The organism is Bifidobacterium adolescentis ATCC 15703 (genome assembly GCF_000010425.1).
Classification (GTDB): Bacteria; Actinomycetota; Actinomycetes; order Actinomycetales; family Bifidobacteriaceae; genus Bifidobacterium; species Bifidobacterium adolescentis.
The window spans coordinates 899,003-914,032 of record NC_008618.1; the positions used below are offsets into that span (position 1 = coordinate 899,003).

The following is a 15,030-nucleotide window of genomic DNA, read 5'->3' on the forward strand; positions in this document are numbered from 1 at the left end:
GAGAAACCATGTCAACCCTTGAAATCAAAGATCTGTACGCGCACGTCGAAACCAAGGACGGCATCAAGCCGATCCTCAAAGGCGTGAACCTGACCGTCAACTCCGGTGAAACCCATGCCATCATGGGCCCCAACGGTTCCGGCAAATCCACCCTGGCATACACGCTGGCCGGCCACCCGAAGTACATCGTCGACTCCGGCCAGGTGCTGCTCGACGGCGAGGACATCCTCAAGATGACCCCGGACGAGCGAGCCAAGGCGGGCATCTTCCTGGCCATGCAGTACCCGGTCGAAGTGCCGGGCGTGTCCATGACCAATTTCCTGCGCACCGCCAAAACCGAAGTGGACGGCAAGGCGCCGGCCATCCGTACGTGGACGAAGGAACTGTCCGAAGCCATGAAGCGGCTCAAGATGGACCCGAAGTTCGCCACCCGTTCCGTGAACGAAGGCTTCTCCGGCGGTGAGAAGAAGCGCGCGGAAGTGCTGCAGCTCGAACTGCTCAAGCCGAAGTTCGCCATCCTCGACGAAACCGACTCCGGCCTCGACGTCGACGCGCTGCGCATCGTTTCCGAAGGTGTGAACCGTGCCAAAGAAGCCAACCAGTTCGGTATCCTCATGGTCACCCACTACACCCGCATCCTGCGTTACATCAAGCCGGACATCGTGCACGTGTTCGCCGACGGCCACTTCATCAAGACCGGCGGTCCGGAACTCGCCGACGAGCTTGAGGAGACCGGCTACGACGCATACCTGCCGGAAGGCTCCGATTCGGAAAGCGCATTGGCATGACCGATTTCGCAGCGATCCGCAGCCAATTTCCGATTCTCGACCAGGAAATCCACGGCCATCCGCTGGTATACCTCGATTCCGCCGCGACATCGCAGAAGCCGCAGTGCGTGATCGACGCGGAATCGGACTTCTACCGCACCATCAACGCCGGAGTGCACCGAGGCGCGCATGAGCTTGCCGCGCGTAGCACCATGGCGTTCGAGGATGCGCGCGCCAAAGTGGCCAAGCTGGTTGGCGCCGATTCGGCGGAAGGCGAAGAGGAGATCGTCGTCACCGCCGGCGCCACCGCAGGACTGAACCTGTTGGCCACCGCATTCGGCAACGCGTCGCTTGGACGCGGGGGAGAGGCCGCCAAGCGTTTCGCGTTGAAACCGGGCGATGAGATCGTCGTCACCAAGGCGGAACACCATTCCGTGCTGCTGCCGTTCCAGGAACTTGCGCTGCGCACCGGCGCCACGCTCAAATGGTTCGACTTGGACGAGGAAGGCCGTGTGCGTTCCGACACCGCGAACGAAGTAATCACCGACCGCACGAAGATCGTTGCCGTCACGCATGTGGGCAATACCACAGGAGCGATTACCGACATCGCGCCGATTATCCGCCGCGCCCACGAGGTGGGTGCCGTGTTCGTGCTCGACGCATGCCAGTCCGTGCCGCACCTCAAAGTGGATTTCCACGCTTTGGACGTCGACTTCGCCGCATGGAGCGCCCACAAAATGTATGGCCCGACCGGCGTCGGATTCCTCTATGGCAAGCGTGAAATGCTTGAGGCATTGCCTCCGGCCAATTTCGGCGGATCCATGGTGGAGCTTGCCTGGATGGACCAGGAAGCCCAGTACATGGAGCCTCCCGCACGATTCGAAGCGGGCACGCAGCCGGTGGCACAGGTCGTCGCCGCCGGTGTCGCCGCCGAATGGCTGATGAACATCGGCATGGAAAACCTCGAGGCGCACGAACGCACCATCACCGACGAACTGCTCAAAATGGGCGATATCGACGGCATCCGAATCCTCGGACCCCGCTCCAACAAGGAGCGCATCGGTACCGTCGCGTTCGAAGTCGAAGGCGTGCACCCGCACGACGTCGGCCAGTTCATCGACGCGCAGGGCATCGCCATCCGCGTCGGACACCACTGCGCGCAGCCGGTGCACCGCCACTTCGGCGTGTATGCCTCCAACCGCGCGTCCAGCGGCATCTACAATTCGGTCGAAGACGCGCAGGCCCTCATCGAGGCGCTCGGCAAAGTTCGTCCGTTCTTTGGAGTTGAGTAACGAAATATGAGTGATTTTGAGATGTCCGGAAGCGACCTTGAGCAGATGTACCAGGAAGTCATCCTCGAAGCCGCGAAGAACCCGCACGGCAAGGAGCATTTCGCACCTGACCTCGCTTCGGAAAACGCCTCGCATGCCGCCGAAACCACGGTGCAGGCCAGCCACGAATACTGCACGCCGGGAGAATCGCACCAATTCAACCCGACCTGTGGTGACGAGGCCACCATCCATGCCGAAGTCTCCGATGCCGAGCCATACACCATCGAACGGCTCGTATGGGATGGCCACGGATGCTCCATCTCCCAAGCCAGCCTGTCCGTCATGGTCGATCTCGTCGAAGGCAAAACCGTGGACGAGGCCATGAAACTCGCCGAAACCTTCCATAAGCTTATGGAGTCACGCGGCAAAGGACTGAATGACGAACAGGCCGAGGAATCCTTGGAGGACGGCATCGTCTTCCAAGGGGTCTCCCAGTATCCGATGCGCATCAAATGCGCGCTGCTCGGCTGGGAGGGCATGAAGGACGCCGTGGCCAAGGCTCTGGCCGCGAAAGCCTGAGCCTTCAACTCGGCGTTTGGAAAAACACTAGTGACAAACCCCAAGCGACGCGCTATTCTTGCTCAACAGATACAAGCAACGTCCATCAACAGTTTGGAGAGACAATGAGCGACACCCTGGTACCCGAACCGCAGGCGTCGATCTTCGATTCCGTGACCAAGGCCTTGGGCAACGATGAGGACGCGGCCCGTCGCGTCATGCTCAATCCGAACCTGGCCAAAGGGTTCAAGGACGGCAAACCGGTGAACAAGGAATCCAAAAAAGACGGGCAGGACACTTGCGGCTGTGGCAATCATGCCGACGCGTGCGGATGCTCCCAACCGCAGGATGACGACATTCCGCTGAAAGCCGTCGACGATATCGGACGTGCCACGGCAGCTGACGTGAAAGAAGCCCTGCACCAGGTCATCGACCCGGAACTCGGCATCGACGTCATCGACCTTGGTCTGGTTTACGGCATCGAAATCGACGAACTGGGCCGAGCCATCATCACGATGACGCTCACCACGCCGGCCTGCCCGCTGACCGACCTGATCGAAGACGAATGCGCCAGCACCCTCGCCGGTCTCGTCGAAGAATTCCGCATCGACTGGACCTGGCAACCTCGTTGGACGATGGACAAGATCACGCCGGAAGGCCGTGACCAGCTCGCCGCGCTCGGCTTCAATTTCGACAATCTGCCGAAATACTGACGTTTGCTGCGGTTGCCGTGCAGTGAACCGCAGCCGCCAAACGTAAGAAAAACGGAACAACATACGAAAGGCGCGCCTCCCGAACGGGGAAGCGCGCCTTTCGTATTACGACGTATGTCAGTCGTCGACCACGGTACCCTTCGGCACCACGGTGATGCCTTCCGGCGTGACGGTGAAGCCACGCGCCAAATCATGCTCGGTATCGATGCCAACGGTCGAATTCTCCGTCAACACGACGTTCTTGTCGAGAATCGCCTTGTAGACCCGCGCGCGACGGTTGACGACCACACCGTCGAACAGAATCGAATCGACGACCTGAGACCACGAATGGATGCGCACGTTCGGCGACAGGACGGAATGGTGCACCTCGCCGCCGGAAACGATGACGCCGGGGGAGACGATCGAATCGGTGGCATGGCCCAGGCGGTCGCGGCCGGCATGCACGAACTTCGCCGGCGGCAGGTTGCCGGACAGCGTGTAGATAGGCCATTCGGTGTTGTACAGGTTGAACTCCGGCACATAGGAGATCAGATCCATATGCGCATCGTAGAACTGCTTCAGCGTGCCCACGTCACGCCAGTAGGCGTGGTCGGTCGGTGTGGCTCCCGGAATCTCGTTGGAATTGAAATCGTAGACGCCGGCCTCGTTGCGTGCCGCGAAATACGGCGCGATGTCGCCGCCCATATCATGCTTCGTATCCTCGGCCTTCTCATCCAACGAAAGCGCCGCGAACAAGGCATCGGTGTTGGCCACATAGTTGCCCATGGAGGCCAGGATGGAATTCGGGTCGTCCGGCAGTCCCGTGGTGGTCTGCGGCTTCTCCTGGAAGCTCTTGATCATATTCGGATGATCGGGATCGACCTCGATCACACCGAACTGGTTGGACTGGCTGATGGGCTGACGGATGCCGGCAACGGTGAATTCCGCGCCGGATTCGATGTGCTGCTGCACCATCTGCTGGAAATCCATGCGATAGACATGGTCGGCGCCGACAATCACCACGATGTCGGGCTGCACGTCCTCAATGATGTTGATGGTCTGGTAGATGGCGTCGGCCGAGCCGAGATACCAATGCTTGCCGAGACGCTGCTGCGCCGGCACAGGGGAGACGTAGTTGCCCAACAGCGGCGAGAAACGCCATACAGTGGAGATATGGCGGTCAAGCGAATGGGACTTGTACTGGGTAAGCACGACCGTCTGCATGTAGCCGGAATTCACCAGATTGCTCAGCGGAAAATCAATCAGACGGAACACGCCGCCGAATGGGACGGCAGGCTTGGCCCTGTCCCTGGTCAATGGCATCAGACGGGTGCCCTCACCGCCTGCCAGCACGATGGAAAGAATCTTTGGGTTCTTCGCCATGGGAACTCCTCTCTGAGAGCGTCTTGCGACACCGTACGCACGGTCGGTCCGCTTCATCACGAAACCGCTTACGCACACTATGATTGCATAAATTCAGCAAATCGCAAGGAGTTTGCAGCGCGAGTCTTGAAAATTTCCAGTTCGTTTCAGCAACGTTTCACCATGCGTTCATGCGCGTCTCACGCATGATGGTCCACTCGACGCGTCGCATAGAAGGCGACCGCGCTTGATGCGGCGACATTGAGACTGTCCACGCCGTGGCTCATGGGAATCTTCACCGTAAGGTCGGCGCGGGAGATGGTGTGGTGCGACAGTCCATCTCCTTCGGTACCGAAAATCAACGCGAGCTTGTCAATATGGTCGCTTTCAGTCTCGGCGTTGTTGAGACGGCGGACCAATTCGGCCAAAGAAATGGAATCATCCTCAAGCGCCATCGCTACGGTGGTGAACCCCAGATCATGCAGTTCCCGCATGCCGGTGAACGGCCAATAATGCTTGTCGTCCCCTCCGATGCGCGTCCACGGCACTTGGAACACCGTGCCCATGGACACGCGTGCCGCGCGCCGGTACAACGGGTCGCCACAGGACGGAGTGACGAGCACCGCATCCACGTCGAGCGCCGCAGCCGAACGCATGAGAGCGCCCACATTCGTGTGGTCGACGATATTCTCCATGACCGCGACCCGTCGAGCGCCACGGCAGACCTCTTCGACGCTGGGCAGGGACCAGCGTTTCATCGCGGCAAGGGCTCCGCGATGCAGCCGGTAGCCGGTTAGACGTTTGAGCTGCTCAGGCGAAGCGACATACACGGGAATGCCATCGCCCCAACGTTTCTCGATGACATCGAACATGCCGCTCATGCCGTCGATCCACGACTCCTCGACCAGCAGGGAAATCGGCTCGCGTCCAGCGGCCAGGGCACGGTCTATCACTTTGGGCGATTCGGCGATGAACAATCCCTTGCTGGGCTCCAGCCTGTTGCGCAGCTGGATTTCCGTGAGATTCACATAAGCCGCCACACGCTCGTCGTCGATGGAGTCAAGATGAATGAACCGCATTGCCCGTATTCCGCCAATCTTTCGTCAGATACAAGAAAACCCCTTGTCTCCAAGGGGTTTATTCCGGTGTCCGGAGCGGGACTTGAACCCGCACGCCTGTATAAAATAGGCACTAGCACCTCAAGCTAGCGCGTCTACCATTCCGCCACCCGGACAGGTGTGTTGCTCAGCGGCAACGAATGAAAACTATAGCAGTTGAAATCCATGATGCAAATCCCGGCGTGTCGCGATAGGTCCGATATGGGTTATGTGGGGTTCCTGATAGGCTCGGAAGCTATGACTGATGCCCTTTTTCTGCTTGATACGGACCATGACGACGTACCGGTGAACAGCGACGAGCTCAACGCCGGATGGAGGCTGACGCTTCCCTCATCCGTACGCAGGCACGCCATCCAGGCCATGCGATTGAAGGACGGCGACGAACTGCAGCTTTCCGACGGCAGGGGATTGCGCATCCACGCCGTACTGCGCGACGTGCAGCAGGGAATCGCGGAAGTGCTGCGATTCGGCAAGGAGCCGCAGCCGGTCACCAGGCTCGCGCTGGTGCAGGCTCTCGCCAAAACCGGCCATGACGAGCAGGCGATCGATATGGCCACGCAGATCGGCGTCGATCAGGTGATTCCCTGGCAGGCCGACCGTTCCATCGCCAAATGGAAGGCAGGACGTACTGACAAAAAGTGGAGGCAGGTGCTGGAATCCGCCACCGAACAGTCGCGCAGATCGTGGACGCCCCAGCTGGACGATTGCGTGACCAGCAAGCAGGTGGTCGCCATCTGCAAGCGCGCATGCGTGCATGGCGACATGGTGATCGTGCTGCATCAAGATGCCACGAAGACCTGGGAACAACTGGAAACCGGTATCGCCAAACTGTCCGATACGTGTCTGAAGGACGGACGTCCGCGCACCATATATGTGCTCGTCGGTCCGGAAGGCGGCATCAGCGACGCCGAAGTCGAGGCGTTCACGAAAGCCGGCGCCGAAGTGTGCGTGCTGGGAAGCAACATCCTACGTGCGTCCACCGCCGGTCCGGTCGCGCTGTCATTGCTCGCGCGAGCATTGGGACGTTTCGTCTGATCCCGGCTCCATTGCGTGAAATTGCCGGAATCGCCCCGTTTCCTGCTGGTGTAGCATGGTAGCGAAGGTTTTTCCAATACCGATAAGGAGCGTTATGAGCGACAAGGATTGCCTGTTCTGCAAGATCATCGCAGGTGAGATTCCCAGCGAGAAGGTGTACGAGGACGATGCCACCTACGCCTTCAAGGACATCAATCCGAAAGCCAAGGTGCACGTACTGATCGTGCCGCGCAAGCACTACGCGAACGTCGCCGAACTCGCCAAAGAGGATCCGGCACAGCTCGCCCACATGGCCGAAGTGGCGCAGAAAATCGCCGACCAGGAGTTCCATGGCGCCTTCCGTCTGATCTTCAACACCGGAATCGACGCCGGACAGACCGTGTTCCACGTGCACGCCCACGTGCTTACCGGCGAAAAGCTCGACGAATAGTCCACATACTGCCTACCGCCAATACCGACATCGGAAGAGGTTCTGTGCCCACCACTACACGCACCATCGCGATACCCCAACAGCTTGATCCGGTGACCGTGCTCGGCCCTGTGGACGAGGTACTTCGGGAAGTCGAACGTGCGTTCCCCGACCTGACCATCATCGTACGGGGCAACCGCATCGCCATCATGTCGCATTCCAGCAAATCCGAATCCCAAGCCGCCCAAGCCGAACAGGTGGTTGCCGATATCATCCAAGCCGCCTATACCGCGCCGATGGACGCCGATACCGTCCGTCGCATGCTCGACCAGAACGTGCTTAAAAATCCGGTCCGCGCCACACATCCCGGCCACGGCCGCGTGGTGGAGGAATTGCGCATGGCCGGCAGGCAACAGTCGCACGCGTCCCATCGTGAGGAAACCGCCGACAGGCGGCGTCCTCACGTGCCGGGCGTCATCACCTTCGCGCTCGGCAAACCGGTCCGTGCCAAAACCGCCGGACAGATAGCCTACGTCAACGCCATCGAATCGCACACCATCACCTTCGCCATCGGACCGGCAGGCACCGGCAAAACCTATCTTGCCGTAGCCAAAGCGGTACGTGCTTTCCAAGACAGGCAGGTCCGGCGCATCATACTGACCCGTCCCGCCGTCGAAGCAGGGGAGAACCTCGGTTTCCTGCCGGGCACGCTCAACGAAAAGGTCGACCCGTACCTGCGACCGCTGTACGACGCGCTGTCCGACATGCTCGGAGCGGACCAGCTCAAGCGATACATGGACGACGGCACCATCGAAGTGGCGCCGCTCGCCTACATGCGCGGCCGCACGCTCAACGACGCGTTCGTGATCCTCGACGAGGCCCAGAACACCACCGAACAGCAGATGAAGATGTTCCTGACCCGACTGGGATTCAACACCAAAATGGTCATCACCGGCGACGTGACCCAAGTGGATCTGACCGTGCCGAAATCAGGTCTGGCCACCATCGAACGCATCCTCGACGGCATCGACGACATCGCCTTCGCCCACCTGAAGCCCGAAGACGTGGTCCGCCACGCGCTCGTGGGCAAAATCGTCGCCGCTTACGACAGGCACACGGCCATAGCGGGAGACCACAGCAGAAGCGCGCGTGCCGCATCATCGCAACCATTCGACGACAAGAACAAGGAAAACGCATAAATGAGCGTTGAAGTGACGAACGAAACCGCCTGGCAGATCGACGGCAAAATCTTTTCCGACCTCGGCGTATGGGTCATGAGCCAGATGAGGGTCAGCACACAATCCGACCTGACCATCATGTTCGTGGACCCGGATCCCATCGCCCAACTGCACATGCGTTGGATGAACCTCGAAGGCCCCACCGACGTCATGAGCTTCCCAATGGACGAACTGCGCCCCGGAGACGGCGGAACCGAAATGGAAGGCGTGCTGGGCGACATCGTGCTATGCCCGTGGGTGGCCGCCCAGCAGGCGCTCGCGGCCGGCCACAGCACCATGGAGGAAATGATGCTGCTGACCATCCACGGCATCCTCCACCTGCTCGGATACGACCATGTCACACCCGAACAGGAACGGCAGATGTTCGGCTTGCAACGCCAGCTGCTATTGACGTTCTTCGCGCTTCGACAGGGAGCCGGCGCGCGGGCGACGCTTCCCGCCGGCACGCCGGATGCGCTCGCCGAATGGGACCGCGAACACGCGGCCGGCGGCAAAACGGCCAAATGACGGCATGATGCATCATCCGACGGTTTCGAAAGTGGGGGTTGACGAACCATGGAAACAACGACTATCACGATGATTGCGATTCTCGTCGTCATCGCATTGCTGCTGGTCTGGCTGTCGCTGTCGATGGCCGCGACGGAAGGCGCGGTGGGACGTGTCACGAGGGCAAGTCTGAACAACCTCATTCTTGAGATTCAGACGGATACGGAGGCGTCGCAATTCATACGCGACAAGAAGATCAAACGCATCCACAAGGTGCAGCGGCTGATCGCCGACCGCTACGCGACCGCCGGTTCATGCGCGTTCTTCCGCATCACCTGCAATGTGCTTGACGGTGTGTTGGTCGCCGCGATCGCGTCGTTGTGCGATGCACCGTTATGGGCGGGACTGCTTGTCGGCTTCGTGTTCGCGCTGGTGGTCGCGGTGATTTCGCTGCTGGTCCGTCCACGTAGCGCGGGCGCCTCCAAACCGGTCGATCTGATGCTGAAGCATGCCGATGCGGCGTCGGTCGCGGTGGCTTTGACGCCGTTCGCTAAAATCGGCGGACAGAAGGATGCGAAACGTCATTCGAATGATCTGTCGGACGATGAGGAGCTTGAAAAAATCCAACTCGAACAAGGGCGCGCCACCATAGATCGTCTGGTCGAGGCGAATGATTTCGACCCTGAGGTTTCCGAAATGCTGCGCAACGTATTGACGTTGTCCGAAACGTTGACGCGTGAGATCATGGTGCCGCGCACTGATATGATTTGCATCGAACGCGGGGAGACGCTGGAGAACATGCTGAAATTGTGCTCCCGTTCCGGATTCTCCCGTATACCGGTCATCGGCGATGATGTGGATGATCTGGTCGGCGTGGCATACCTGAAGGATGCCGTGCGCGCCACGGCGTTCAATCCCGCGGCGATATCCCGCGATGTCGAATCCATCGTCCGTGACCCGATGCTGGTGCCCGAATCCAAGCCGGTCGACGACCTGTTCCACCAGATGCAGCGCACCCGCCAGCATGTGGCTATCGTCGTGGATGAATACGGCGGCATCGCCGGCCTGGTCACCATCGAAGACACCATCGAACAGATCGTCGGCGAACTGGAGGACGAGCACGACCGTACCCAGCATGCCGATCCGGAACAAATCGGCGAGAACAAATGGAGCATGCCGGCACGCACGCCCATCGCCGACTTGGAGGAGATCTTCGAAATCGACATCGACGAGGACGACGTCGACACGGTATACGGTCTGCTCACCAAGCTGCTTGGCCGCGTGCCGATCGTCGGTTCGACGGCCGTCACCAGGGGCCTGCGCCTGACCGCGGTCGACTCCGCGGGACGCCGCAAGAAAGTGTCCACCATCGTGGTGGAACCGGCCCACGTCGAGGGCGTGGACGAAACTGAACAACACGAAGACCATACGAACGGTGCCGAAGAGGCATCCCATGACGACAAGGATTCCAAGGACAAGCATGACTGACGCAGATGTGACCGAACCGGCTTCCCAGCATTCCGACGCCGAAGCCCCCGTTCCATATCGTTCCGGCTTCGTCGCGGTGGTCGGACGTCCGAACGTCGGCAAATCGACGCTGATCAACGCGCTTATCGGCACGCAGATCGCCATCGCCTCATCCCGTCCGGAGACTACACGTAAGGCCATCCGCGGCATTCTGACCACAGACAACGCGCAGATCGTGCTGGTCGATACCCCCGGTATCCACCGTCCGCGTACGCTGCTCGGACAGCGGCTGAACGATGTCGTCGACGAATCGCTATCCGATGTCGACGCGATCGCCTTCCTGCTACCCGCCGACCAGGAAATCGGCCCCGGCGACAAACGCATTCTGAGCAGGCTGCGTTCTGATTTCGCCGTCAAACGCGACGACGGCACATTCAAATGGAAGGTGCCGCTGATCGCCATCGTCACCAAAATCGACGAATTGGACCGAAGCGCTTTGATCGACAAGCTCATCGAAATCAACGAGTTCGCCGACTTCACCGACATTGTGCCGGTGAGCGCCCTCGAGCACGACAATCTCGCCGAAGTACGCAACGTGCTGGTGGAGAACATGCCCGAAGGACCGCAGATGTATCCGGCCGAGCAAATCACCGAAGAACGTCCGGAAGACACCATCGCCGAACTGATTCGAGGCGCGTTCCTGGAGGAATTGGATGACGAGCTGCCGCATTCGCTCGCCGTGGTGGTGGATTCCATCGAATATCCGGAAGACAACGACAGCGGCGAATCCTACGCGGGCAAGGCGCAGGTGATTGTGTCGATCTACGTGGAACGTGATTCGCAGAAGCCGATCATCATCGGACATAACGCGGAGCATCTGGTACGCGTCAAGAAGAAGCTGCGCACCGCGGTCAACCGCATCGTCGGGCAGAAGGCCAAGCTCGACCTGCATGTCAAGGTGGCCAAGGGATGGCAGTCGGATCCTAAGCAGCTTGAGAAGCTGGGCTTCTAAGCCGCTTAGGATCCGCTTCGCGGCGAAGCCGCTCACTTCGCCTACGGTCAGCCCACTGGGCTGCCCGTTTGACGGCTCAGCCAAGCAGCTTGAGAAGCTGGGCTTCTGATTTTTTTCCGGGTGGGAACAATAAAGCCTGCCGCTGTTTATGCGGCAGGCTTTCTTATGCTCTAAGCTTGTTGGTGCTGGATGGTCACTTCTTCTTGGTGTACATTTGCGTGTTCAGCAGGGTGGCGTAACGCTTGATCACCTTCGGACGGATGACCTTCATGGAAGCGGTCATCAAACCGTTCTCCTGTGTGAACTCCTCCGGCAGGATGATGAACTTACGCACGGATTCGGCACGGGACACGCCCTCATTGGCCTGATCGACCCACTTCTGGACTTCGGCGCGGACGGCCGCGTTGCTGGAGGCCTCCTCCATCGACATATCTCGGTTGAGACCCTTGCTTTCCAGCCATGGACGCAACGCTTCCTCGTCAAGCGTGATCAGCGCGGAGATGAACGGACGCTTGTCGCCAAGCACCAACGCCTGAGAGACGAATTCGCAACGCTTGATGACATCCTCGATCGGGCCAGGGGAGACGTTCTTGCCGCCGGCGGTGATGATGAGATCCTTCTTGCGTCCGATGATGTACAGGAAGCCATCGTCGTCAATGCGGCCCAAGTCGCCGGTCTTGTACCAGCCATCCTCGGTAAAGGAATCCTCGGTGGCCTCGCCGTTCTTATGGTACTTCGGGAACACCGAAGCGCCCTTGACCTGAATCTCCCCATCCTCGGCGATACGCAGCTCGAAACCAGGGAACGCGATGCCGACGGAACCCTGATGATACGGCACGCCAAGCACGTTGAACGCGCACGGCGCGGTGGTTTCGGTCAATCCGTAGCCTTCGTAGACCGGCACGCCGGCACCACGGAAGAACGCCAACAACTCCGGATCAAGCGGCGCACCGCCCGCGACGATCCACTTGGCGCGTCCGCCGAGCACCTCACGCAGCGAGGCATAGACCACCGGATCGAACGCCGCGCGACGTGCCTTGGTAAGCGTTCCGGTCTTCCCCTTGGTGCTGACTTCCTTCATATAATTCTGCGCGGCGACCACGGCTGCGGCGAAAGCAACGCCCTTGGCGCCATGACCGGCCTTCTGGGAAGCAGCGTTGTACACCTTCTCCAGCACACGCGGAACAACGATCATGATGGTCGGCTTGGCCACCTGCAAATCGGCGGTCAACGTCTTGATGCCCTGCGCGATATAAATATGCAGATTGCTTGCTACGCAGATGTAGTTGATGGCACGGGCGAAGGAATGCGCCTGAGGCAGGAACAGCAGGACGGTGTTCTTCTTGTCATGCAGCAGTTCCGGCATATAATCGGGCAGATTGAACGCGGTGGCGCAATAATGCTCATGCGTCATCTCCACGCCCTTCGGCGCGGCGGTCGAACCGGACGTGTACACAATGGAGCACAGATCGGTCTTCTGCACGGAATCGATTCGCGCATCGAGCGCCTCATCGCTCACACCGGAGCCATACGCCTTGATCTCGTCAAGACCACCGGTCTCGAAGCAGACGATGTGCTCCAAAGTCGGGCATTCGGTTTCGGCCCCGTCCGCCTTCGCCTTCATATCAGTGGTTTCCACGACCAGCAGACGCGCATCGGAATTGTTGACGATATTGCGGATCTGCTCGGCGGAATCGGTATCGTAAATCGTGGCGAGCACGCCGCCGCAGGCCATGACGGCCGCGTCGAACACATCCCAATCGTAGGAGGTGCGGCACATGAAAGCCACGCCATCGCCCTTCTTCAAACCATAATGCAGCAAGCCCTTCGCGACGGCGCGGATGTCGGCGAGCGTCTCATTTGCGGTCTTGGTGTGCCAATCGCCATCTTGCTTGAACGTGTACAATGGTTCGTCGCCCATACGAGCGGCGCGGTCGGCGTAGATATCGTAGATGGAGGTGCCTTCGTCTAGCGGCGGATTGCCCTCTGTCTTCGTGGTCAACAGTCCGGTTTCGGGGTCAAGGAACGTGGTGGACGGGTATCCCGGTCCCCATTCAGCGGTGTGCGGCAGCTCGATATGGCCATCGGGGGAGAGGATGCTGTTCGGGTCGTTGTAATCCGGTGTATTGCCGGAATCGTCGCTGACCGGGTGCACGAAATCGTTGCCCAGGCGCAACGCCTTTCTTGCGAGATTAGTGGCCTGCTTGTTCAACGAGGTGATGATGGACACGTGACTCTCCTACGTATATAAACGGTATCTAAAGAAGGAATGATAGCCCGTCGCGCGCGACACGTCACCTTACGGTAGCGTAAGGTGACAGGCCATCAGGGAAACGGGCGGCGCATGCCGGATACAGCCCGTGATTCGAAAGATGAACGATTGCGGCCGCGATGTTGCCGTGTACGTTACACTTGGGCGCTGTATCTGTTCATTAGATTTCTTTAACGAGGAAGAAAGGGCACCTATGGCTGAAAAAGCTGAAGCCACCGTGGTCTTCGGAGTTCTCAATGAGACTTCCGAACACGAGTCCCGTGTTGCTCTGACACCGGATATCGTAACGAGGTTGCGTAAATCAGGTGTTACATGTCTGATTGAGTCCGGTGCGGGCGTCGCATCGCACTACGTTGATGAAGATTATACGAAGGCGGGCGCGCAGGTCGTCTCCGCCGACGATGTGATAGCACGCGCCGACGCGCTGGGTTTTGTGGACCGTCCAAGCAATGAGCTGCTCGCCCGCGTCAAGCAGGGCACATGGATCATTGGCATGTTGGGATCGTTCACCGATGCCGATTACGTCGCCGCGATCGAGAAGGCCGGTCTGGTCGGCGTCGCCATGGAAAAGCTGCCGCGTCAGCTGAGCTCCGCGCAGTCCATGGACGAAATGACGTCGCAGAACTCCGTGATGGGCTACAAGGCCGCCATCGTGGCAGCCAACGCGTACGGTTCCTTCCTGCCGATGATGACCACCGCCGCTGGCACCATCCGCCCGGCCAAGGTGCTTATTCTGGGCGCCGGTATCGCCGGCCTGCAGGCCATCGGCACCGCCAAGCGTCTCGGCGCCGTCGTCACCGCGTACGACGTGCGTCCGGCATCCAAGGGCGAAGTCGAATCCTTGGGCGCCAAGTTCCTCGACCTTGGTCTTGACTTCTCCAAGGGCCAGGGCGAAGGCGGCTACGCACGCGCGCTGAGCGCCGAAGAGCAGGCCCAGCAGCAGGCCGCGGTCGATCAGAAGGCCGCCGGCTTCGACATCGTCATCACCACCGCCAAAGTGCCGGGACGCAAGCCTCCGGTCCTTCTGACCAAGGCCGGTGTGGCCGGTCTGCATCGTGGCGCCGTCATCGTCGATTGCGCGGCAAGCGACCTTGGCGGCAATGTCGAAGGCTCCTCCGTCGGCACCCAGGTCACCGACAACGGCGTGACCATCATCGGCGCCCCGTATCTGGCCAGCGGCGTGTCCACCACCGCATCCAACCTGCTGAGCCGCAACGTGGCCGACGTGCTGGCGCATTTCGTGCGTGACGGCAAGCTCGCCATCGACCTGAACGAAGAGCTCGACAACGCCATGGTCGTGGCCGGCCGCGGCGAGGAAGCCAAGAAGGAAGAGGAGTAAAGCA

General features: G+C 60.0%; 13 protein-coding genes, 1 tRNA gene and 1 pseudogene. 11 read left to right on the forward strand and 4 right to left on the reverse strand.

The features are described from left to right. The first annotated feature begins 8 nt into the window (after positions 1–8). The 4 genes from sufC (at position 9) to BAD_RS03810 (ending at position 3,309) form a co-directional block, all read left to right on the forward strand. Positions 9–788, forward strand: coding sequence for a Fe-S cluster assembly ATPase SufC (gene sufC / locus BAD_RS03795; RefSeq protein ID WP_011743126.1), 780 nt, complete (start codon positions 9–11; stop codon positions 786–788). Then, the gene (locus BAD_RS03800; protein WP_011743127.1) at positions 785–2,059 is read left to right on the forward strand and encodes a cysteine desulfurase; all 1,275 of its coding nucleotides are present in this window, start codon (positions 785–787) and stop codon (positions 2,057–2,059) included. Before sufC ends, BAD_RS03800 begins: the two co-directional genes overlap by 4 nt. Before the next feature lie 6 nt (positions 2,060–2,065). Then, the gene (sufU, locus tag BAD_RS03805) at positions 2,066–2,617 is read left to right on the forward strand and encodes a Fe-S cluster assembly sulfur transfer protein SufU (protein ID WP_011743128.1); all 552 of its coding nucleotides are present in this window, start codon (positions 2,066–2,068) and stop codon (positions 2,615–2,617) included. Between the two features lie 104 nt (positions 2,618–2,721). Beyond that, positions 2,722–3,309, forward strand: a complete 588-nt coding sequence (locus tag BAD_RS03810) for a metal-sulfur cluster assembly factor (protein WP_011743129.1) — start codon at positions 2,722–2,724, stop codon at positions 3,307–3,309. Between the two features lie 117 nt (positions 3,310–3,426). Here BAD_RS03810 and glgC read toward each other — a convergent pair whose 3' ends face one another. The 3 genes from glgC to BAD_RS03825 all read right to left on the reverse strand — a co-directional run bounded on the left by glgC (position 3,427) and on the right by BAD_RS03825 (position 5,884). Beyond that, the gene (gene glgC, locus BAD_RS03815; protein ID WP_003809465.1) at positions 3,427–4,671 is read right to left on the reverse strand and encodes a glucose-1-phosphate adenylyltransferase; all 1,245 of its coding nucleotides are present in this window, start codon (positions 4,669–4,671) and stop codon (positions 3,427–3,429) included. Between the two features lie 179 nt (positions 4,672–4,850). Continuing rightward, positions 4,851–5,729 (reverse strand): TrmH family RNA methyltransferase, encoded by an 879-nt coding sequence (locus tag BAD_RS03820; RefSeq protein ID WP_003809463.1) that lies wholly within the window; start codon positions 5,727–5,729, stop codon positions 4,851–4,853. A gap of 67 nt (positions 5,730–5,796) precedes the next feature. Next, positions 5,797–5,884: transfer RNA gene (locus BAD_RS03825), tRNA-Leu, on the reverse strand. A gap of 121 nt (positions 5,885–6,005) precedes the next feature. Here BAD_RS03825 and BAD_RS03830 point away from each other — a divergent pair. From BAD_RS03830 to era, 6 genes and pseudogenes are all read left to right on the forward strand, one after another. Further along, complete coding sequence (locus BAD_RS03830; protein WP_011743130.1) at positions 6,006–6,803, forward strand: 16S rRNA (uracil(1498)-N(3))-methyltransferase; 798 nt, start codon at positions 6,006–6,008, stop codon at positions 6,801–6,803. A 94-nt stretch (positions 6,804–6,897) separates the two neighbouring features. After that, complete coding sequence (locus BAD_RS03835; protein ID WP_011743131.1) at positions 6,898–7,233, forward strand: histidine triad nucleotide-binding protein; 336 nt, start codon at positions 6,898–6,900, stop codon at positions 7,231–7,233. A 44-nt stretch (positions 7,234–7,277) separates the two neighbouring features. Further along, positions 7,278–8,348, forward strand: a pseudogene (locus BAD_RS03840) (PhoH family protein); the annotation flags it as partial. Between the two features lie 63 nt (positions 8,349–8,411). Beyond that, on the forward strand, positions 8,412–8,957 hold the full coding sequence (gene ybeY, locus BAD_RS03845) for an rRNA maturation RNase YbeY (protein ID WP_011743132.1): 546 nt from the start codon (positions 8,412–8,414) through the stop codon (positions 8,955–8,957). 48 nt (positions 8,958–9,005) lie between these two features. Beyond that, positions 9,006–10,424, forward strand: coding sequence for a hemolysin family protein (locus tag BAD_RS03850; protein ID WP_003809453.1), 1,419 nt, complete (start codon positions 9,006–9,008; stop codon positions 10,422–10,424). After that, positions 10,417–11,415, forward strand: a complete 999-nt coding sequence (gene era / locus BAD_RS03855) for a GTPase Era (RefSeq protein WP_003809452.1) — start codon at positions 10,417–10,419, stop codon at positions 11,413–11,415. The genes BAD_RS03850 and era overlap by 8 nt, the downstream gene beginning before the upstream one ends. 193 nt (positions 11,416–11,608) lie before the next feature. Here the strand turns inward: era and BAD_RS03860 are convergent, their stop codons facing one another. Continuing rightward, positions 11,609–13,645, reverse strand: coding sequence for an AMP-dependent synthetase/ligase (locus BAD_RS03860; RefSeq protein ID WP_003809451.1), 2,037 nt, complete (start codon positions 13,643–13,645; stop codon positions 11,609–11,611). A 235-nt stretch (positions 13,646–13,880) separates the two neighbouring features. Here BAD_RS03860 and BAD_RS03865 point away from each other — a divergent pair, with 235 nt between their 5' ends. After that, positions 13,881–15,026 carry an NAD(P) transhydrogenase subunit alpha gene (locus tag BAD_RS03865; protein ID WP_003809448.1) on the forward strand — a complete coding sequence of 382 codons (1,146 nt, stop codon included), beginning with the start codon at positions 13,881–13,883 and terminating at the stop codon, positions 15,024–15,026. The last annotated feature ends 4 nt before the right edge of the window (positions 15,027–15,030 follow it).

Excerpts from the sequence above, each read along its gene's own strand:
- BAD_RS03850 (WP_003809453.1), top strand. The coding sequence starts at position 9,006 with ATGGAAACAACGACTATCACGATGATTGCGATTCTCGTCGTCATCGCA.
- ybeY (WP_011743132.1), top strand. The coding sequence starts at position 8,412 with ATGAGCGTTGAAGTGACGAACGAAACCGCCTGGCAGATCGACGGCAAA.
- BAD_RS03835 (WP_011743131.1), top strand. The coding sequence starts at position 6,898 with ATGAGCGACAAGGATTGCCTGTTCTGCAAGATCATCGCAGGTGAGATT.
- BAD_RS03865 (WP_003809448.1), top strand. The coding sequence starts at position 13,881 with ATGGCTGAAAAAGCTGAAGCCACCGTGGTCTTCGGAGTTCTCAATGAG.
- sufU (WP_011743128.1), top strand. The coding sequence starts at position 2,066 with ATGAGTGATTTTGAGATGTCCGGAAGCGACCTTGAGCAGATGTACCAG.
- era (WP_003809452.1), top strand. The coding sequence starts at position 10,417 with ATGACTGACGCAGATGTGACCGAACCGGCTTCCCAGCATTCCGACGCC.
- glgC (WP_003809465.1), bottom strand. The coding sequence starts at position 4,671 with ATGGCGAAGAACCCAAAGATTCTTTCCATCGTGCTGGCAGGCGGTGAG.
- BAD_RS03820 (WP_003809463.1), bottom strand. The coding sequence starts at position 5,729 with ATGCGGTTCATTCATCTTGACTCCATCGACGACGAGCGTGTGGCGGCT.
- BAD_RS03830 (WP_011743130.1), top strand. The coding sequence starts at position 6,006 with ATGACTGATGCCCTTTTTCTGCTTGATACGGACCATGACGACGTACCG.
- sufC (WP_011743126.1), top strand. The coding sequence starts at position 9 with ATGTCAACCCTTGAAATCAAAGATCTGTACGCGCACGTCGAAACCAAG.
- BAD_RS03800 (WP_011743127.1), top strand. The coding sequence starts at position 785 with ATGACCGATTTCGCAGCGATCCGCAGCCAATTTCCGATTCTCGACCAG.
- BAD_RS03810 (WP_011743129.1), top strand. The coding sequence starts at position 2,722 with ATGAGCGACACCCTGGTACCCGAACCGCAGGCGTCGATCTTCGATTCC.